Origin of the sequence: Serratia myotis, assembly GCF_027474885.1 — a bacterium.
In the GTDB taxonomy this organism is placed as follows: Bacteria; Pseudomonadota; Gammaproteobacteria; order Enterobacterales; family Enterobacteriaceae; genus Serratia; species Serratia proteamaculans.
Window position 1 is genome coordinate 5,466,437 of sequence record NZ_CP099707.1, and the last position, 19,389, is coordinate 5,485,825.

General features: G+C 53.3%; 18 protein-coding genes. 17 read left to right on the top strand and 1 reads right to left on the bottom strand.

Features of this window, described 5'->3' with window-relative positions; all coding sequences use genetic code 11:
• On the top strand, positions 1-1,464 hold the full coding sequence (viaA, locus tag NHG65_RS25670; protein ID WP_085120108.1) for an ATPase RavA stimulator ViaA: 1,464 nt from the start codon (positions 1-3) through the stop codon (positions 1,462-1,464).
• 3 nt (positions 1,465-1,467) lie between these two features.
• On the opposite strand, the gene asnA is transcribed toward viaA, so the two are convergent.
• Positions 1,468-2,460, bottom strand: a complete 993-nt coding sequence (asnA, locus tag NHG65_RS25675; RefSeq protein ID WP_499182802.1) for an aspartate--ammonia ligase — start codon at positions 2,458-2,460, stop codon at positions 1,468-1,470.
• A 155-nt stretch (positions 2,461-2,615) separates the two neighbouring features.
• On the opposite strand from asnA, the gene asnC reads away from it, so the two are divergent.
• The 16 genes from asnC (at position 2,616) to pstS (ending at position 19,360) form a co-directional block, all read left to right on the top strand.
• Positions 2,616-3,077 carry a transcriptional regulator AsnC gene (gene asnC, locus NHG65_RS25680; RefSeq protein ID WP_004950461.1) on the top strand — a complete coding sequence of 154 codons (462 nt, stop codon included), beginning with the start codon at positions 2,616-2,618 and terminating at the stop codon, positions 3,075-3,077.
• 97 nt (positions 3,078-3,174) lie between these two features.
• Positions 3,175-3,615: an FMN-binding protein MioC gene (mioC, locus tag NHG65_RS25685; RefSeq protein WP_012147574.1), complete on the top strand. Its 441-nt coding sequence runs from the start codon at positions 3,175-3,177 to the stop codon at positions 3,613-3,615.
• Positions 3,616-3,997: 382 nt separating this feature from the next.
• Entirely contained in the window at positions 3,998-5,887 is a 1,890-nt protein-coding gene (gene mnmG, locus NHG65_RS25690) for a tRNA uridine-5-carboxymethylaminomethyl(34) synthesis enzyme MnmG (protein ID WP_099064412.1), read from the top strand.
• 136 nt (positions 5,888-6,023) lie between these two features.
• The gene (gene rsmG / locus NHG65_RS25695; protein ID WP_099064413.1) at positions 6,024-6,644 is read left to right on the top strand and encodes a 16S rRNA (guanine(527)-N(7))-methyltransferase RsmG; all 621 of its coding nucleotides are present in this window, start codon (positions 6,024-6,026) and stop codon (positions 6,642-6,644) included.
• Between the two features lie 640 nt (positions 6,645-7,284).
• Positions 7,285-7,668: a F0F1 ATP synthase subunit I gene (atpI, locus tag NHG65_RS25700; RefSeq protein WP_085120112.1), complete on the top strand. Its 384-nt coding sequence runs from the start codon at positions 7,285-7,287 to the stop codon at positions 7,666-7,668.
• Positions 7,669-7,688: 20 nt separating this feature from the next.
• On the top strand, positions 7,689-8,510 hold the full coding sequence (atpB, locus tag NHG65_RS25705; RefSeq protein ID WP_099064414.1) for a F0F1 ATP synthase subunit A: 822 nt from the start codon (positions 7,689-7,691) through the stop codon (positions 8,508-8,510).
• 49 nt (positions 8,511-8,559) lie between these two features.
• Positions 8,560-8,799: a F0F1 ATP synthase subunit C gene (atpE, locus tag NHG65_RS25710; protein ID WP_004093904.1), complete on the top strand. Its 240-nt coding sequence runs from the start codon at positions 8,560-8,562 to the stop codon at positions 8,797-8,799.
• 57 nt (positions 8,800-8,856) lie between these two features.
• On the top strand, positions 8,857-9,327 hold the full coding sequence (gene atpF, locus NHG65_RS25715) for a F0F1 ATP synthase subunit B (RefSeq protein WP_004950476.1): 471 nt from the start codon (positions 8,857-8,859) through the stop codon (positions 9,325-9,327).
• A 14-nt stretch (positions 9,328-9,341) separates the two neighbouring features.
• Complete coding sequence (atpH, locus tag NHG65_RS25720; protein WP_085120114.1) at positions 9,342-9,875, top strand: F0F1 ATP synthase subunit delta; 534 nt, start codon at positions 9,342-9,344, stop codon at positions 9,873-9,875.
• A 12-nt stretch (positions 9,876-9,887) separates the two neighbouring features.
• A complete protein-coding gene (gene atpA, locus NHG65_RS25725; protein ID WP_085120115.1) occupies positions 9,888-11,429 on the top strand; it encodes a F0F1 ATP synthase subunit alpha in 1,542 nt (513 codons plus the stop codon).
• 58 nt (positions 11,430-11,487) lie between these two features.
• Positions 11,488-12,351 carry a F0F1 ATP synthase subunit gamma gene (atpG, locus tag NHG65_RS25730; protein WP_085120116.1) on the top strand — a complete coding sequence of 288 codons (864 nt, stop codon included), beginning with the start codon at positions 11,488-11,490 and terminating at the stop codon, positions 12,349-12,351.
• A gap of 32 nt (positions 12,352-12,383) precedes the next feature.
• Positions 12,384-13,766: a F0F1 ATP synthase subunit beta gene (gene atpD / locus NHG65_RS25735; protein WP_012004485.1), complete on the top strand. Its 1,383-nt coding sequence runs from the start codon at positions 12,384-12,386 to the stop codon at positions 13,764-13,766.
• A gap of 20 nt (positions 13,767-13,786) precedes the next feature.
• Positions 13,787-14,206 (top strand): F0F1 ATP synthase subunit epsilon, encoded by a 420-nt coding sequence (locus NHG65_RS25740; RefSeq protein ID WP_004950490.1) that lies wholly within the window; start codon positions 13,787-13,789, stop codon positions 14,204-14,206.
• Positions 14,207-14,502: 296 nt separating this feature from the next.
• On the top strand, positions 14,503-15,873 hold the full coding sequence (gene glmU / locus NHG65_RS25745; RefSeq protein WP_099064415.1) for a bifunctional UDP-N-acetylglucosamine diphosphorylase/glucosamine-1-phosphate N-acetyltransferase GlmU: 1,371 nt from the start codon (positions 14,503-14,505) through the stop codon (positions 15,871-15,873).
• Between the two features lie 280 nt (positions 15,874-16,153).
• Positions 16,154-17,983, top strand: a complete 1,830-nt coding sequence (gene glmS / locus NHG65_RS25750) for a glutamine--fructose-6-phosphate transaminase (isomerizing) (protein ID WP_099064416.1) — start codon at positions 16,154-16,156, stop codon at positions 17,981-17,983.
• A 336-nt stretch (positions 17,984-18,319) separates the two neighbouring features.
• Positions 18,320-19,360: a phosphate ABC transporter substrate-binding protein PstS gene (gene pstS / locus NHG65_RS25755; protein WP_099064417.1), complete on the top strand. Its 1,041-nt coding sequence runs from the start codon at positions 18,320-18,322 to the stop codon at positions 19,358-19,360.
• The last annotated feature ends 29 nt before the right edge of the window (positions 19,361-19,389 follow it).

A 19,389-nucleotide genomic window follows, 5' to 3' on the forward strand; every position in this document is an offset into this window, starting at 1 on the left:
ATGCTCAGCCTGGAAACGCTCGATCTGCTGCTGGCGATCACCGAAGGTGAGCTGATCGAGGAGATGATCATCGGCATGCTGGCGGCACCGCAGCTGTCGATTTTCTTCAAAAAGTTTCCGGCAATCCGCCGGGCACTGGATCGCGACCTGCCGCGCTGGAAGCTGCAACTGAAAGAACGTCTCCACGAAGCCATGGTACCGCCCGCGCTGGCGCAGGAGTTTTATCGCTATCAACAGTGCCAACTGGAGAACAACACCCAGTTCTTCCATAACCTTAACGACACCCTGGATTTGCTGCGCCAACTGGTTTCCCCCTTTTATGAGCAGGCCCGCTCGCTGGTGGATGCCGCCGATCTGCCCAACCATCCGCTGGACGACAGCTTCCAAACTCTGTTCCTGCAGCGCTGGCGCATCAGCCTGACGCTGCAGGCCACCATGATGCATCACCAGCTATTGGAACAGGAACGCGAACAGCTATTGGCGGAGCTGCAGGAACGTCTGGCGCTGAGTGGTGCCCTGGAGCCGCTGCTGTCGGAAAACGACACCGCAGCCGGGCGACTGTGGGATATGAGTAAAGGCCACTTGCAACGGGGTGACTATCAAAGGCTGGTGGAATACGGCAACTTCTTGCAGCAGCAGCCGGAACTGAAAAAACTGGCACAGCAGCTTGGGCGTAGCTATCAGGCCAAGGCGGTGCAACAGCAGGATGCATTGCCCGAGCCGTACCGCGTGATGGTGCAGGTACCGGCCACGCTGCCGGAAGAGGTCAGCGGCATTCACCAGAGCGACGATATTCTGCGCCTGCTGCCGCCCGAGTTGGTCACGCTGGGCATTGAAGAGTTGGAGTTTGAGTTTTATCGCCGGCTGCTGGAGAAACAGCTGTTGAGTTATCGCCTGCAGGGCGATGTTTGGCAGGAACAGGTTCTGATCCGCCAGGTCACCCACCAGCAGCAGGATCAGCAACCGCGCGGGCCATTTATCGTCTGTGTGGATACTTCGGGTTCGATGGGCGGTTTCAACGAACAGTGCGCCAAAGCGTTCTGTCTGGCACTGTTGCGCATCGCGCTGGCGGATAACCGCCGTTGCTACATCATGCTGTTCGCCAACCAGATCGTGCATTACGAACTCACTGCTGCCAGTGGTATTGAGCAGGCGGTGCGTTTTCTCGGCCAGCACTTCCGTGGCGGTACCGATCTGGCGGCTTGCCTGAACGCCACCGTCAGCAAAATGACGGAAAGCGGCTGGTTCGACGCTGACGCGGTGATCATTTCTGACTTTATTGCCCAGCGATTACCGGAAGAGATAATAAAGAAGGTCAAACAACAGCAGCAAAGCCACCAGCAACGCTTTCACGCGGTGGCGATGTCCAACTACGGCAAGCCCGGCATCATGCGCATCTTCGATCATATCTGGCGCTTTGATACCGGGTTAAAAAGCCGTTTAATGCGCCGCTGGCGGCGCTGAGCATTACAGCAGGCCGTCGACCGCTTCACGCACCTGCGGAGACCACACGCCACACTGTACCTGCCCAATGTGCGACAGTTGCAGCAACAGCATCACCAGGCGCGACTGACCGATACCGCCACCGATGGTTTGTGGCATATCGCCACGCAGCAGAGACTGATGCCATTCCAGCGTCAAACGATCTTCATCCCCGGTTTGCGCCAACTGGCGTTTCAGCGCGCTGGCGTCAACGCGGATCCCCATAGAAGAAAGTTCGAAGGCATCCTGCAGCACCGGGTTCCATACCAGGATATCGCCGTTCAGGCCGGCCAGCCCTGCTGCTGCTGGGGTGGTCCAGTCATCATAATCCGGTGCACGTACGTCGTGTGATTTGCCATGCGACAGCTTGCCACCAATCCCCATCAGGAATACCGCACCCAGCTCTTTGGTAATTGCCCGCTCACGGCCTTTGGCATCCAGCCCCGGGTAGCGCTGCAGCAGAGTTTCGCTGTGAACAAAATGGATTTGCTCCGGCAGGAACGGCGTTAAGCCGTATTCGCGACTCACTTCACCTTCGGTTGCTTTAATTGCCGCATAAATGCTGCGCACGGTGCTTTCCAGGTAATCCTGGCTGCGGTCGCCATCACCCATCACCCGCTCCCAGTCCCATTGATCAACGTAGACCGAATGGATCGCGCTCAGACGATCTTCGTCCGGGCGCAGGGCTTTCATATGGGTATACAGGCCTTCACCGGCGCCGAAGTCATAGCTGCCCAATGTTTTGCGTTTCCATTTGGCCAGCGAGTGCACCACTTCAAAGGTGGCGTCCGGCAGGGTTTTCACCTTGACCTGCACCGCTTTCTCACTGCCAGACAGGTTGTCCTGGGTACCGTCACCCAGACGACTGAGGATCGGCGCCTGCACTTCGATCAGGCCAAGCTGTTGTTCCAACTGGCGGGAAAAGAAGGATTTAACCAGGCTGATTTGTTGTTGTTTTTGAATAAACTGTTTTTTCATTGCCGTATCTCTTATAAACCTGTCTCTGTTGCCAACGATTAAGCAACAGAACGGCACTACAATTCAATATCCGCTAATCAATATTGCCTTTTCACTTTTAATCGTTCATTTTGATGCGGTAATAATTCAACAATCAGCAATTAGTGGGGGATTAAATGGCTGAAAATTATCAGATCGATAATCTCGATCGCGGCATCCTTAACGCCTTGATGGAGAATGCACGCACACCTTATGCCGAACTGGCGAAAAACTTTGCCGTCAGCCCCGGCACCATTCATGTGCGGGTAGAGAAGATGAAGCAGGCCGGTATCATCACCGGTGCGCGGGTCGACGTGAACCCCAAACGCCTGGGTTACGACGTCTGCTGTTTTATCGGCATTATATTAAAGAGTGCTAAAGACTATCCTTCCGCGCTGAAAAAGCTCGAAAGCCTGGAGGAAGTGGTCGAGGCCTATTACACCACCGGCCACTACAGCGTGTTTATCAAGGTGATGTGCCGCTCGATAGATGCGTTGCAACAAGTACTTATCAACAAGATCCAGACGATTGACGAGATCCAGTCTACTGAAACCCTGATCTCGCTGCAGAACCCCATCATGCGTACCATCACTCCCTAGCCAACTAATTACTATACCCATATTATCCACAGGTAGATCCCAGCCGATTCACAGCGTACAATGCTGCCACTTTGAGAAGGCTGGGATCATTCATTTCATGGCAGACATTACTCTGATCAGTGGCAGTACGCTTGGCAGTGCCGAGTACGTAGCCGAGCACCTGGCTGAAAAGCTGGAAGCGGCAGGCTTTACGACCGAGACCCTGCATGGCCCTGAATTGGATGAATTGACCCTGTCCGGACGCTGGCTGGTGGTGTCTTCTACCCACGGTGCCGGCGATTTACCGGATAACCTGCAACCGCTACTGGAACAAATAGAAGAACAGCTTCCTGATTTATCTCAGGTGCAGTTTGGTGCAGTCGGTTTAGGTAGCTCTGAATACGATACTTTCTGTGGTGCGATCCAACGGATCGACGATCTTCTGATTGCTCGTGGAGCGAAAAGGATCGGCGATCGGCTCGAGATCGACGTGACTGAACACGAAATTCCTGAGGATCCAGCAGAGGAATGGGTGAAAAATTGGATTAATTTACTCTAATTTGTTCAAAGATCACCCGAACGATTGTGGATAACCATGCTTAAAAGCAGGGTAAAAGCAGTAGTTATCCCAATAACAACCTTAGGTCGCTTTTTGTCCTGTGCATAACATGCCATTTAGATCCCAGCTTATAAGCCATAGGATCACCGATCATTCACAGCTAACGATCCTCCTTAATTAGCTGATCTCAATCGCGAATAATCACTTATCCACAGAAGATCGCGATCCTAATAAGAGATCTAATAAAGAGATCTTTAAATAAAAAGATCTTCTTTTAATTACTCAAGGATCCTGACCACTTGGTCGATCGACTAAACTTGAGTAGAATCCTCCACCCCAGGGCAATACAACGATCGTTCGCAATACGACGAGGTGCAGTTCCATGTTTTATCCAGAGCAATTTGACGTCATCATCATCGGTGGTGGCCATGCCGGTACCGAAGCCGCTATGGCTGCGGCACGTATGGGACGTCAGACTTTATTACTGACTCACAATATCGATACCCTGGGGCAAATGTCTTGCAACCCGGCGATTGGCGGTATTGGTAAAGGGCATCTGGTTAAGGAAATTGATGCACTTGGCGGGCTGATGGCTACGGCGATCGATCATGCCGGCATCCAGTTTAGGATACTAAACGCCAGCAAAGGCCCTGCGGTACGAGCCACCCGAGCTCAGGCTGACCGAGTGCTGTATCGCCAAGCGGTACGTACTGCCCTGGAGAACCAGCCAAACCTGATGATCTTCCAGCAGCCCGTCGAAGATCTGATTGTAGAAAACGATCGCGTTGTCGGTGCCGTTACCCAAATGGGGCTGAAATTCCGCGCCAAGGCGGTCGTGCTGACCGTAGGCACCTTCCTGGACGGCAAGATCCACATCGGTCTGGAAAATTACAGCGGTGGCCGTGCCGGGGATCCTCCGTCGATCTCGCTTTCACAGCGACTGCGTGAATTGCCTTTGCGGGTTAACCGTCTGAAAACCGGTACGCCACCGCGTATCGATGCACGCACCATTGATTTCAGCGTACTGGCACCGCAACACGGTGACACACCGATCCCGGTATTTTCGTTCATGGGCAACGCCGGGCAACACCCGGAACAAATGGCGTGCTACATCACCTACACCAACGAAAAAACCCATGACGTGATCCGTAATAACCTCGATCGCAGCCCGATGTACGCCGGGATCATCGAAGGGATCGGGCCACGCTACTGCCCGTCGATCGAAGACAAGGTGATGCGCTTTGCCGATCGTAACGCACACCAGATCTTCCTCGAGCCGGAAGGCCTGACCAGCAATGAAATTTATCCAAACGGCATCTCCACCAGCCTGCCGTTTGACGTACAGATGCAGATCGTGCGTTCGATGGAAGGGATGCAGAATGCCCGAATCATTCGACCTGGCTATGCCATCGAATACGATTTCTTCGATCCCCGTGATTTGAAGCCGACGCTGGAAAGCAAATTTATCCAAGGCCTGTTCTTCGCCGGCCAGATCAACGGCACCACCGGTTACGAAGAGGCAGCTGCACAAGGCCTGTTGGCCGGTCTGAATGCCGGACGTTACGCCAACGAAGACGAAGGCTGGTCGCCACGTCGCGATCAGGCTTATCTGGGTGTGCTGGTGGACGACCTCAGCACCCTGGGTACCAAAGAGCCGTACCGCATGTTCACTTCACGCGCCGAATACCGCCTGATGCTGCGTGAAGACAATGCCGATCTGCGTCTGACGGAAAAAGGCCGCGAGCTGGGTCTGGTGGACGATGCCCGTTGGGCACGCTTTAGCGAAAAGCTGGAGCGCATCGAACAGGAACGCCAGCGTCTGCGTGATATCTGGATGCACCCGCACGCCGAGAACGTCGAGCAGGTGAACGCGCTGCTGAAAGCACCGCTGTCGCGCGAGGCCAACGGTGAAGAACTGCTGCGCCGTCCAGAAGTGGATTACACCCAATTGACCTCCGTTGCGGCATTTGCTCCGCCACTGGCCGATACTCAGGCCGCCGAGCAGGTTGAGATCCAGGTGAAATACGAAGGTTACATTGTTCGTCAGCAGGAAGAGATCGAAAAACAGCAGCGCAATGAGAACACCGTGCTGCCGCTGGATCTCGATTACCAGCAGGTTTCTGGTCTGTCGAATGAAGTGATCGCCAAGTTGAATGATCATAAACCGAACTCGATCGGCCAGGCTTCACGCATCTCCGGCATCACGCCGGCGGCGATCTCCATTTTGCTGATTTGGCTGAAAAAACAGGGGCTGCTGCGCCGCAGCGCATAAATCCCGTTTTTGGGTGGCCGTTTGTTGACTTGATGAGCAAACGGCCGCTGACATCTTTTCGGACCTGAATTATCATGGCCACCTCCTTGGCCAGCCCTACCTGGCTTGCCGTTGTGCGCCAGTCTGAGGACCCGTTGTGCAGAAAAAATTAGATTCGTTGCTCAAAGCGGCAGGCATTGTGCTTCCCGATCAGCAAAAACAGCAGTTACTGGGCTATGTTGGCATGCTGGATAAGTGGAACAAGGCGTATAACCTCACTTCGGTGCGTGATCCACAACAAATGCTGGTGCGCCATATTCTCGACAGCATCGTGGTAAACCCGCATCTGCAGGGCAGCCGTTTTATCGATGTTGGCACCGGTCCTGGCTTACCAGGCATTCCGCTGGCGATTGTTCGCCCTGATTCCCATTTCACCTTGCTCGACAGCCTGGGCAAGCGCGTGCGCTTCCTGCGTCAGGTACAGCATGAACTGGGCCTGACTAACGTTGAGCCGGTACAGAGCCGTGTTGAGGCGTTCCCCGCTGAACCGCCGTTTGACGGTGTCATCAGCCGTGCCTTTGCTTCGCTGCAGGATATGCTTACCTGGTGTCACCATTTGCCGGCAAAAGGGCAGGGGCGTTTCTACGCGCTGAAAGGGGTGCGTCCGGATGAAGAACTGGCGCAGTTGCCTGAAGGCATCGAACTGGAATCGGTGGTTCGTCTGCAGGTACCGGAACTCGAAGGTGAACGTCACCTGGTGGTACTTAAGGCAAACTGAGTTTGTTTTTGATCAAGTAAGCGCGAATTAAAATATAGTGGCAATGGTTAAAGTAAGCAGGCTAATCAACGGGTGGTTTTTTTAGTTAATTTACTTTTTATTAACACAAAAATAGCCGCTAATTGGCGACAATAGGGTAATTGCAGATCGTAATAGTTACGTTAGCAACGATAAGTGAAGGATCCTGCTTTGCTGCTAATGTTAATTAGCTGTTGGAATACTATCCCCGAAGCTGTCAATAAAAGGTTTTTAGTGGGTATACGGATTGTTTTTGAACAGTTAACTTGTAATATTATGATTTATAATATCTTTTTGATCGCCCGATTTGCTAAAGACGCTTTAACCGACCCTGGGCTATAAATCAGTAATAGGTATTATTGTGAGCAACTACACGTTTCTTGCTGTAACACTGGAATAATCAGACAATTAAATGAGCCCTATTATTCCGACCGTTTTCTTGTGAAAATAGCCTGAAATGGGAGAATTTAAATAATTGTTCACCTTTTCGCTACTTATCGATTGAATTCGTTGGTATGCCCCGTATAATTTGCTCGTTTTTTGCTGCTTGACTCAGAGCAGTAAAGACAGTTTTATACGTCACTCAGCATACCCCCTCTGGGGTACGGAGAGAACAAACGTCATGTCTGTGTCCCTTTACAGCGGAAAAGTTGCTCGCAAATTGCTGTTTCTGCAGTTAATGACTTTTGTTCTGATCAGCGCTGCTTTCGGTCTGAAAAGCCTGGAATGGAGCGGTTCGGCGCTGGCGGGCGGTCTCGCTGCCTGGTTGCCGAGTACCATGTTTATGCTGTTTGCCTTGCGCCATCAGGCGCAGACGCCGGCACCCGGTCGGGTTGCCTGGTCGTTCGCCATCGGCGAGGGATTAAAGGTCTTGATCACCATAGTTTTGTTGATCGTGGCGCTTGGGGTGTTCAAAGCGGCATTTTTACCGCTTGGCCTGACCTATTTAGCGGTGTTAGTGGTGCAGATAGTGGCACCGGCCGTGATTAACAGTTACCGAACTTAACTAAAAGGGTAAGAGGCATCATGTCTGCATCTGGAGAAAATGGGACTGCAAAGGACTATATCAGCCACCATCTGAATAACCTTCAGTTGGATCTGCGTACTTTTCAGTTAGTTGAACCACACTCTGGTAACCCGACATTCTGGACGTTGAACATTGACTCATTGTTCTTCTCTGTCTTGTTGGGGGCTGTTTTCTTGTTTATTTTCAAGAAAGTGGCTAATACAGCGACCAGTGGTGTACCGGGGAAACTTCAAACTGCCGTCGAACTTATCATGGGCTTCGTCGACAGCAGCGTTCGTGATATGTATCACGGTAAGAGCAAGGTGATTGCTCCGCTGGCGCTGACGGTGTTCGTCTGGGTATTCCTGATGAACATGATGGATCTGTTGCCAATCGATCTTCTGCCGTTTATTGGCGAACATGTGTTTGGTTTGCCGGCGCTGCGTGTTGTTCCTACCGCAGACGTAAGTATTACGCTGTCGATGGCGTTAGGCGTATTTGTCCTGATTCTGTTCTATAGCATCAAAATGAAAGGCATTGGTGGGTTCGTTAAAGAGTTAACCATGCAGCCGTTCAACCATCCGTTATTCATTCCAATCAACCTGATTCTTGAAGGTGTCAGCCTGCTGTCCAAGCCTGTTTCACTCGGCCTGCGACTGTTCGGCAACATGTATGCGGGTGAGTTGATCTTCATCCTGATTGCCGGTTTGTTGCCGTGGTGGTCACAGTGGCTTCTTAATGTGCCTTGGGCCATTTTCCACATCCTGATCATTACGCTTCAAGCCTTTATTTTCATGGTTCTGACGATTGTCTATCTGTCGATGGCATCTGAAGAGCACTGATTTTCTTAAAACACTTACACTTTTAAACTGAAACAAACTGGAGACTGTCATGGAAAACCTGAGTATGGATCTGCTGTACATGGCTGCCGCTGTGATGATGGGTTTAGCGGCAATCGGTGCTGCGATCGGTATCGGCATCCTGGGTGGTAAATTCTTGGAAGGCGCTGCACGTCAGCCTGACCTGATTCCTTTGCTGCGTACACAGTTCTTTATCGTTATGGGTCTGGTTGACGCCATCCCGATGATCGCTGTTGGTCTGGGTCTGTACGTGATGTTTGCTGTCGCGTAAGTAGAGAATTTCTCTACACTGAAACCACACTATTAACTTTTAAAGAGGCATTGTGCTGTGAATCTTAACGCAACAATCCTCGGCCAGGCCATCGCGTTCGTTCTGTTTGTCTGGTTCTGCATGAAGTACGTATGGCCGCCGATCATGGCAGCCATCGAGAAGCGTCAGGGAGAAATTGCTGACGGTCTCGCTTCTGCAGAACGTGCCAAAAAAGATTTGGACTTAGCGCAAGCCAATGCGACCGACCAGCTGAAAACTGCTAAAGCAGAAGCTCAGGTGATCATCGAGCAAGCAAACAAACGCAAAGCTCAGATCATGGATGAAGCGAAAGCGGAAGCCGAGCAGGAACGTAACAAAATCGTGGCGCAGGCTCAGGCTGAGATCGAAGCCGAACGTAAGCGCGCTCGTGAAGAGTTGCGTAAGCAAGTCGCGATGCTGGCAATTGCCGGCGCCGAGAAGATCATCGAACGTTCCGTGGATGAAGCTGCTAACAGCGACATCGTAGATAAACTGGTCGCTGAACTGTAAGGAGGGAGGGGCTGATGTCTGAATTTGTAACTGTAGCTCGCCCCTACGCCAAAGCAGCTTTTGACTTTGCCGTTGAGCATCAAAGCTTGGATCGCTGGCAGGATATGCTGGCGTTTGCTGCTGATGTCACTCGCAATGAACAGATTTCTGAACTGCTGGCTGGCGCTGTCGCGCCGGAGACGCTGTCCAGAACGTTCATCGCGGTATGTGGCGAACAACTCGACGAACATGGCCAGAACTTTATCCGTGTAATGGCCGAAAATGGACGTTTACTGGTTCTTCCTGCGGTGCTGCAGCAGTTCATCGAACTGCGCGCTTTGCTGGAATCCACCGTCGAAGTCGACGTGCTCTCTTCGAGCGCACTGAGCGACAAGCAGCAGGCTAATATTGTCGCTGCGATGGAAAAACGTCTGTCACGCAAAGTTAAGCTGAATTGCAAAATTGACAAGTCTGTACTGGCCGGCGTAATTATCCGTGCTGGCGATATGGTGATTGATGGCAGCGTTCGCGGTCGTCTAGAACGCCTGGCAGACGTCTTGCAGTCTTAAGGGGACTGGAGCATGCAACTGAATTCCACCGAAATCAGCGAACTGATCAAGCAGCGCATTGCTCAGTTCAATGTGGTGAGCGAAGCTCACAATGAAGGTACTATTGTTTCCGTCAGTGACGGGATCATCCGCGTACACGGTCTGGCCGAAGTTATGCAGGGCGAAATGATCGCGCTGCCAGGCAACCGTTACGCAATCGCATTGAACCTGGAGCGCGACTCCGTAGGTGCCGTGGTTATGGGTCCGTACGCGGATCTGGCCGAAGGCATGAAGGTAAAATGTACCGGCCGTATTCTGGAAGTTCCGGTTGGCCGTGGCCTGCTGGGCCGTGTAGTTAACACCCTGGGCGCACCTATCGACGGTAAAGGCCCGGTTGATAACGACGGTTTCTCCCCGGTTGAAGCTATTGCCCCTGGTGTTATCGAGCGTCAGTCCGTAGATCAGCCGGTTCAAACTGGCTACAAATCTGTTGACGCCATGATCCCAATCGGCCGTGGCCAGCGTGAGCTGGTGATCGGTGACCGTCAGACAGGTAAAACTGCACTGGCGATCGATGCGATCATCAACCAACGCGATTCCGGCATCAAATGTGTTTACGTGGCTATCGGCCAGAAAGCGTCCACCATCGCTAACGTGGTGCGCAAACTGGAAGAGCACGGCGCACTGGCAAACACCATCGTTGTGGTTGCTACCGCGTCCGAGTCCGCTGCACTGCAATACCTGGCGCCATATGCCGGTTGTGCGATGGGTGAATACTTCCGTGACCGCGGTGAAGATGCGCTGATTGTTTATGATGACCTGTCCAAACAGGCCGTTGCATACCGTCAGATCTCCCTGCTGCTTCGTCGTCCACCAGGTCGTGAAGCTTACCCAGGCGACGTATTCTACCTCCACTCCCGTTTGCTGGAGCGTGCTGCGCGTGTTAACGCCGACTACGTTGAAGCCTTCACCAAAGGTGAAGTCAAAGGCCAAACCGGTTCACTGACGGCTCTGCCGATCATTGAAACCCAGGCAGGTGACGTTTCCGCGTTCGTTCCGACCAACGTAATCTCGATTACCGATGGTCAGATCTTCCTGGAATCCAACCTGTTTAACTCCGGTATTCGTCCGGCAGTTAACCCGGGTATCTCCGTATCCCGTGTGGGCGGTGCAGCGCAAACCAAGATCATGAAAAAACTGTCCGGTGGTATTCGTACCGCGCTGGCACAGTACCGTGAACTGGCTGCGTTCTCTCAGTTCGCTTCCGATCTGGATGATGCGACCCGCAAACAGCTGAGCCACGGTCAGAAAGTGACCGAGCTGCTGAAACAGAAACAGTATGCGCCGATGTCCGTCGCACAACAGTCTCTGGTGCTGTTTGCCGCAGAACGTGGCTTCCTGAACGACGTTGAAGTCGCGAAAGTCGTGAGCTTCGAAGCCGCGCTGGTTGCTTACGCAGACCGCGAGCATGCCGAGTTGCTGAACCACATCAACCAAACTGGCAATTTCAACGACGAGATCGAGGGCAAGCTGAAAGGCATCCTCGAGACCTTCAAGAAAACCCAGTCCTGGTAACGCTCAGCGGCCTGCAGTTGTAAGACAGCAGGCCGTCTGGCAATGAGGAGAAGCAGACATGGCCGGCGCAAAAGAGATACGTAGTAAGATCGCGAGCGTGCAAAACACGCAAAAGATCACTAAAGCGATGGAAATGGTCGCCGCCTCCAAGATGCGTAAATCGCAGGAACGCATGGCGGCCAGCCGTCCTTATGCAGAGACCATGCGCAAAGTGATTGGTCACCTTGCGTTAGGTAATCTGGAATATAAGCACCCGTACCTGGATGAGCGTGATGTTAAGCGCGTCGGGTATCTGGTGGTGTCTACTGACCGTGGTCTCTGTGGTGGCTTGAACATTAACCTGTTCAAGCGGCTGTTGTCAGAGATGAAAGGCTGGTCCGAAAAAGGTGTCGAAACTGATTTGGCACTGATTGGCTCTAAAGCGGCTTCTTTCTTTGGTTCCGTGGGCGGCAACGTGGTTGCCCAGGTTACCGGCATGGGGGATAACCCTTCCCTGTCGGAGCTGATCGGCCCGGTGAAAGTGATGCTGCAAGCCTACGACGAAGGTCGTTTGGACAAGCTGTACATTGTCAGTAACAAATTTATCAATACGATGTCCCAAGAACCACAGATCGTTCAGCTGCTGCCGTTGCCGCCTGCCGATGACGGTGAGCTGAAGAAAAAATCTTGGGATTACCTGTATGAACCCGATCCAAAAGTGCTGCTTGATACCTTGCTGCGCCGCTATGTGGAATCTCAGGTTTATCAGGGCGTCGTGGAAAACCTGGCCAGCGAGCAGGCCGCACGAATGGTAGCGATGAAAGCCGCAACCGATAACGGCGGTAGCCTGATCAAAGAGCTGCAGTTGGTATACAACAAGGCTCGTCAGGCCAGCATCACTCAGGAACTCACCGAGATCGTTTCGGGAGCCTCCGCGGTTTAAGCTAGGTTTACGAATTACGTAGAGGATTCAAGATGGCTACTGGAAAGATTATCCAGGTAATCGGCGCCGTAGTGGACGTCGAGTTCCCTCAGGATGCCGTACCAAAAGTGTACAACGCTCTTGAGGTAGAAAACGGTGCCAATAAGCTGGTGCTGGAAGTTCAGCAACAGTTGGGCGGTGGCGTGGTTCGCTGTATCGCAATGGGGACCTCTGATGGTCTGCGTCGCGGTCTGAAAGTGACTGACCTGGACCACCCGATTGAAGTACCGGTAGGTAAAGCTACCCTGGGCCGTATCATGAACGTATTGGGTGAACCAATCGACATGAAGGGCGATATCGGCGAAGAAGAACGTTGGGCGATTCACCGTCCGGCGCCAAGCTACGAAGATTTGGCCAACTCCCAGGATCTGCTGGAAACCGGTATCAAGGTAATGGACCTGATCTGCCCGTTCGCCAAGGGGGGTAAAGTCGGTCTGTTCGGTGGTGCGGGCGTAGGCAAAACTGTAAACATGATGGAGCTGATCCGTAACATCGCGATCGAGCACTCCGGTTATTCTGTGTTTGCGGGCGTGGGTGAGCGTACTCGTGAGGGTAACGACTTCTACCACGAGATGAACGACTCCAACGTACTGGACAAAGTATCCCTGGTTTACGGCCAGATGAACGAGCCACCGGGTAACCGTCTGCGCGTTGCTCTGACCGGTCTGACCATGGCGGAGAAATTCCGTGACGAAGGCCGTGACGTTCTGCTGTTCGTTGATAACATCTACCGTTACACCCTGGCCGGTACCGAAGTGTCCGCACTTCTGGGCCGTATGCCATCGGCGGTAGGTTATCAGCCAACGCTGGCGGAAGAGATGGGTGTTCTGCAAGAACGTATCACCTCTACCAAGACTGGTTCAATCACCTCCGTACAGGCCGTTTACGTCCCTGCGGATGACTTGACTGACCCGTCACCAGCCACCACCTTTGCTCACTTGGATGCAACTGTGGTACTGAGCCGTAATATCGCTTCTCTGGGTATCTACCCGGCCGTTGACCCGCTGGATTCCACCAGCCGTCAGCTGGATCCGCTGGTAGTTGGCCAGGAGCACTACGATGTAGCGCGTGGCGTGCAGTCTATTCTGCAACGCTATCAGGAACTGAAAGATATTATCGCAATCCTGGGTATGGACGAGCTGTCTGAAGAAGACAAACTGGTCGTATCCCGTGCGCGTAAAATCCAACGCTTCCTGTCTCAGCCGTTCTTCGTGGCAGAAGTCTTCACCGGTTCTCCGGGCAAGTTCGTATCGCTGAAAGACACCATTCGTGGTTTCAAAGGCATTATGGACGGCGACTATGACCACCTGCCTGAACAAGCGTTCTACATGGTTGGCACCATTGAAGAAGCAGTGGAAAAAGCCAAGAAACTGTAACGTCTTGAGAGGAGGGTGATATGGCTATGACTTACCATCTGGATGTAGTCAGCGCGGAAAAACACATGTTTTCCGGCCTGGTGCAAAAGATCCAGGTGACAGGTAGCGAAGGCGAACTGGGGATTTTCCCTGGCCATGCGCCGCTGCTGACTGCCATCAAGCCTGGCATGGTGCGTATTGTTAAACAACACGGTGAAGAAGAGTTCATCTACCTGTCCGGCGGTATCCTTGAGGTACAACCGAGCGTGGTCACCGTGCTGGCTGACACTGCTATCCGTGGAACGGACCTCGACGAAGCGAGAGCGCTGGAAGCTAAGCGTAAAGCTGAAGAGCATATCAGCAGCTCTCATGGCGATGTCGACTATGCTCAGGCATCTGCAGAACTGGCGAAAGCGATCGCAAAACTGCGCGTTATCGAACTCACCAGAAGATCGATGTAATATTTTGGCGCGTTCATAACGCAACCAAAATTAAGAAAGCGGCCTATTGGGTCGCTTTTTTTTTGCTTTAAAATAAGCGTTTCAGCCCGGCGGGTATGGTGATGTATAACCCCCCGTTGGGGCTGAAAATGTCTCCGATCGCCGACAGTTCTGCCCACTGCCGGGTTATGTGAGTGTTAATTGCTGTGTGCCTAGTGCCCCATGGCCTACACTGGGTTCGTGCAGAGAAATATGTAGTAATATCGTCACTAAAGGGTTCTACTTTCGTCTATCAAAATGGAGTTATCAGGTTGCTTATGTCGAACAGCGCAATGAGTGTGGTGATCCTCGCCGCGGGCAAGGGAACACGCATGTATTCCGATCTTCCCAAGGTATTACATCCGTTGGCCGGCAAGCCGATGGTGCAGCACGTCATTGATGCCGCGATGAAACTGGGCGCGAAAAACGTCCATCTGGTGTATGGCCATGGCGGCGATCTGCTGAAAAACACCCTGACCGACGGCGCACTCAACTGGGTGCTGCAGGCCGAACAATTGGGTACCGGCCATGCCATGCAGCAGGCGGCCCCGCATTTTGCCGATGATGAAGACGTGCTGATGCTGTACGGCGACGTCCCGCTGATTTCTGTCGATACTTTGCAGCGTCTGATGGCCGCGAAGCCACAGGGCGGCATTGGCCTGCTGACGGTGAAGCTGGCTGACCCGAGCGGTTACGGGCGTATCGTGCGTGAGAACGACCAGGTGGTGGGCATTGTTGAGCACAAGGATGCCAGCGAAACCCAGCGCCAGATTAATGAAATCAACACCGGTATCCTGGTGGCCAACGGGCGCGATCTCAAGCGCTGGCTGGGGATGCTGAATAACGACAACGCACAGGGTGAATTCTACATCACCGATATCATTGCGCTGGCCCACGCCGACGGCAAGAAAATTGAAGCTGTGCATCCGTCACGCCTGAGCGAAGTGGAAGGTGTGAATAACCGCCTGCAACTGTCGCGGCTTGAGCGCATCTACCAGGCAGAACAGTCTGAAAAATTGCTGTTGGCTGGCGTTATGCTGCTGGATCCGGCGCGTTTTGACCTGCGCGGGGAACTTGTCCACGGTCGCGACATCTCTATTGATGCCAACGTGATTATTGAAGGCACGGTTAAGCTGGGGGATCGAGTGAAAATCGGTGCCGGCTGCGTGCTGAAAAACTGTGTGATCGGTGATGACTGCGAAATCAGTCCGTACAGCGTGCTGGAAGATGCCGTGCTGGCAGCGGAATGCACAGTGGGTCCTTTTGCCCGCTTACGTCCGGGGGCTGAACTGGCAGTGGGTGCCCATGTGGGCAACTTCGTCGAAATGAAAAAGGCGCGTTTGGGCAAAGGGTCCAAAGCGGGTCATCTGAGCTACCTGGGCGATGCCGAGATTGGCGACGATGTGAATATCGGTGCCGGTACCATCACCTGTAACTATGATGGCGCCAATAAGCATAAAACCATTATCGGCGACGGCGTGTTTGTCGGTTCCGACACCCAACTGGTGGCGCCAGTGTCTGTCGGCAAAGGTTCCACCATCGCCGCTGGTACTACTGTGACCCGTGATATCGGCGAAGACGAACTGGTGCTGAGCCGCGTCAAGCAGGTGCACATCCAGGGTTGGCAGCGCCCGGTCAAGAAGAAGTAACTCGTGTGTTTTGCGTTGGGCTCCGCTTACGAGCCCAATACAAAACATAAAAGTCCTCAATAGATTTTGAGCTGCAGCTAGGCGGTAAGAGTGTGAATTCCCAGGAGCTTAGTTCACTAAGTGACTGGGATGAGCACTCGCAGCCAACAACGCAGCAGCTCGAAAGATGAAGAGGATAATCCCCATTCTCTACAGGCTCGGGGAAGCACGGTTATAACCGGCAAAATCAGGTCAAGACATCGAAAGCGCCCCGAAAGGCGTTTAATTAGGAATACAACTGATGTGTGGAATTGTAGGCGCAGTAGCGCAACGTGATATTGCAGAGATTCTGTTGGAAGGGTTACGCCGCCTTGAATACCGTGGCTACGACTCAGCCGGTTTGGCGGTGGTGGATGCTGAAGGTAACGTCAGCCGTTTACGCCGCGTGGGCAAAGTTAACAAACTGGCCGAAGCCGCTGAACAACATGAATTGCATGGGGGCACCGGTATTGCTCACACCCGCTGGGCAACGCACGGTGAACCTACCGAAGCTAACGCGCACCCGCATGTTTCTGATTACATTACGGTGGTGCATAACGGCATCATCGAAAACCACGAACCGCTGCGTGAACTGCTGATTGAACGCGGTTATCACTTCAGCTCTGAAACCGACACCGAGGTGATTGCTCATCTGGTGCATTGGGAACAGCGCCAGGGCGGTACCTTGCTGGAGGTGGTTCAACGCGTGATCCCTCAGTTGCGTGGCGCATACGGCACCGTGGTTATGGACAGCCGTGATCCCAGCGTGCTGGTGGCTGCGCGCTCCGGCAGCCCGCTGGTTATCGGCCGTGGCGTGGGTGAAAACTTCCTGGCTTCCGATCAACTGGCGCTGTTGCCGGTAACCCGTCGCTTTATCTTCCTGGAAGAAGGTGATGTGGTGGAGATGACTCGGCGCACCGTCAACATTTTCGATAAGCAGGGCAACGCCGTTGAGCGTCCTGAAATCGAATCCCAGGTGCAGTACGACGCTGGTGACAAAGGTGCTTACCGTCACTACATGCAAAAAGAGATCTACGAACAGCCACTGGCGTTGAAGAACACCCTGGAAGGGCGTTTCAGCCACGGCCAAATCAACCTGAGCGAGCTGGGCCCGCGTGCCGACGAACTGTTGGCGAAGGTGCAGCACGTGCAAATCATTGCCTGTGGGACCTCTTACCACTCCGGCATGGTTGCCCGCTATTGGTTCGAATCGCTGGCCGGCGTGCCTTGCGACGTGGAGATCGCGTCAGAATTCCGTTATCGCAAATCTGCCGTACGTCCGGGCAGCCTGATCATTACCTTGTCGCAATCCGGTGAAACCGCCGATACCCTGGCGGCACTGCGCCTGTCGAAGGAACTGGGTTATCTCGGTTCGTTGGCGGTGTGCAATGTGGCCGGTTCTTCACTGGTGCGTGAATCCGATCTGGCGCTGATGACCAAGGCCGGCACCGAAATCGGTGTGGCTTCCACCAAAGCTTTTACCACCCAACTTGCGGTGCTGTTGATGCTGGTGGCGCGTTTGGGCCGACTGAAAGGTATGGCGGAAAGCGTTGAGCATGAAATCGTACACGGCCTGCAGGCGTTGCCGGCGCGTATCGAACAGATGCTGTCGCTGGACAAAAGCATTGAAGCGCTGGCGGAAGGCTTCTCCGACAAGCATCACGCACTGTTCCTTGGCCGTGGCGATCAGTACCCGATCGCGATGGAAGGGGCGCTGAAGCTGAAAGAGATCTCCTACATTCACGCCGAGGCCTATGCGGCCGGTGAGTTGAAACACGGTCCGCTGGCGTTGATCGATGCCGATATGCCGGTGATCGTGGTGGCGCCGAACAACGAACTGTTGGAAAAGCTGAAGTCCAATATTGAAGAAGTGCGCGCGCGCGGTGGCCAGCTGTACGTGTTCGCCGATCAGGATGCCGGTTTTGTCAGCAGCGAAGGCATGACCATCATTCCGTTGCCGCACGTTGAAGAAATCGTGGCACCGATCTTCTACACCGTGCCGTTGCAGCTGTTGTCTTACCACGTGGCGCTGATCAAAGGCACCGACGTTGACCAGCCGCGCAACCTGGCGAAGTCTGTCACGGTAGAGTAACTCGTTGCTGTTAACCTCTAAAAGCCGGCCGCCGTGTCGGCTTTTTTCATGGCTGTAGCAAATATGACAATGGTGCGACAGCAGGGATAAAAGTTGTCATATTCAAGCGGATAGGTGAGATGGAAAGGGTTTTTTTATTGATTAATTACTGAGTGTTTTTATCTTTAATTGGCTGATTTTAAATACATAATCATCACGGTGCTCGCGTTGTAATATAACTGTCATATTTCGTACATTTTACTGTCACCAAACTGTCCTATTTTCCCTCCTGCAGCAATACTTACTCTGATGAAAACGACTTGAAGTCGATTTTTGAATATCCCATTAGGAGGGATTATGAAACTGATGCGTACCACCGTCGCCAGTATTGTGGCAGCGACTTTCTCCCTGACCGCCGTGTCCGCGTTCGCTGCTGCTAGCCTGACCGGTGCAGGTGCGACATTCCCCGCTCCGGTTTATGCCAAGTGGGCAGATTCTTATCAGAAAGAAACCGGCAACAAAGTTAACTATCAGGGCATCGGCTCTTCGGGTGGCGTGAAGCAAATCATCGCCAATACCGTTGACTTTGGGGCTTCTGATGCACCTTTGACTGACGAAAAACTGGCGGCTGATGGCCTGTTCCAGTTCCCTACCGTGATCGGTGGTGTGGTGCTGGCAGTTAACATCCCGGGCATCAAATCCGGTGAGCTGACCCTGGACGGTAAAACTCTGGGTGATATCTACCTGGGCAACGTGAAGAAATGGAACGACCCGGCGATCACCAAGCTGAACCCAGGCGTTAAGCTGCCGGATCAGAACATTGCCGTTGTGCGTCGTGCTGATGGTTCAGGCACCTCGTTCGTGTTCACCAGCTACCTGTCCAAAGCCAACGCGCAGTGGAAAGAGAAAATCGGCGCAGGCTCTACCGTTAACTGGCCAACCGGTCTGGGCGGCAAGGGTAACGACGGCATCGCGGCCTTCGTACAGCGTCTGCCTGGTTCTATTGGCTACGTTGAATACGCTTACGCCAAGCAGAACAACCTGGCTTACACCAAGCTGATTTCTGCCGATGGCAAAGCGGTTAGCCCAACAGAAGAGAGCTTCAGCGCCGCTGCCAAAGGCGTGGACTGGAGCAAAACCTTCGCACAGGACCTGACTGACCAGAAAGGCGACAACGCCTGGCCAATCACCTCCACCACCTTCATCCTGGTGCACAAAGAGCAGAAAAACCCGGCTCAGGGCACCGAAGTCCTGAAGTTCTTTGACTGGGCGTACAAAACGGGCGCCAAGCAGGCTAATGACCTGGATTACGCCACTCTGCCGAACGAAGTTGTCGAGCAGGTGCGTGCAGCATGGAAAACCAACGTAAAAGACAGTTCCGGTAAAGCGCTGTACTAACAACGCAGGGGCGCGTGATCCAACGCGCC

Coding starts and splice junctions, on each gene's coding strand:
- viaA (WP_085120108.1), top strand. CDS start 1: ATGCTCAGCCTGGAAACGCTCGATCTGCTGCTGGCGATCACCGAAGGT.
- asnA (WP_499182802.1), bottom strand. CDS start 2,460: ATGAAAAAACAGTTTATTCAAAAACAACAACAAATCAGCCTGGTTAAA.
- asnC (WP_004950461.1), top strand. CDS start 2,616: ATGGCTGAAAATTATCAGATCGATAATCTCGATCGCGGCATCCTTAAC.
- mioC (WP_012147574.1), top strand. CDS start 3,175: ATGGCAGACATTACTCTGATCAGTGGCAGTACGCTTGGCAGTGCCGAG.
- mnmG (WP_099064412.1), top strand. CDS start 3,998: ATGTTTTATCCAGAGCAATTTGACGTCATCATCATCGGTGGTGGCCAT.
- atpI (WP_085120112.1), top strand. CDS start 7,285: ATGTCTGTGTCCCTTTACAGCGGAAAAGTTGCTCGCAAATTGCTGTTT.
- atpB (WP_099064414.1), top strand. CDS start 7,689: ATGTCTGCATCTGGAGAAAATGGGACTGCAAAGGACTATATCAGCCAC.
- atpE (WP_004093904.1), top strand. CDS start 8,560: ATGGAAAACCTGAGTATGGATCTGCTGTACATGGCTGCCGCTGTGATG.
- atpH (WP_085120114.1), top strand. CDS start 9,342: ATGTCTGAATTTGTAACTGTAGCTCGCCCCTACGCCAAAGCAGCTTTT.
- atpA (WP_085120115.1), top strand. CDS start 9,888: ATGCAACTGAATTCCACCGAAATCAGCGAACTGATCAAGCAGCGCATT.
- atpG (WP_085120116.1), top strand. CDS start 11,488: ATGGCCGGCGCAAAAGAGATACGTAGTAAGATCGCGAGCGTGCAAAAC.
- atpD (WP_012004485.1), top strand. CDS start 12,384: ATGGCTACTGGAAAGATTATCCAGGTAATCGGCGCCGTAGTGGACGTC.
- NHG65_RS25740 (WP_004950490.1), top strand. CDS start 13,787: ATGGCTATGACTTACCATCTGGATGTAGTCAGCGCGGAAAAACACATG.
- glmU (WP_099064415.1), top strand. CDS start 14,503: ATGTCGAACAGCGCAATGAGTGTGGTGATCCTCGCCGCGGGCAAGGGA.
- glmS (WP_099064416.1), top strand. CDS start 16,154: ATGTGTGGAATTGTAGGCGCAGTAGCGCAACGTGATATTGCAGAGATT.
- pstS (WP_099064417.1), top strand. CDS start 18,320: ATGAAACTGATGCGTACCACCGTCGCCAGTATTGTGGCAGCGACTTTC.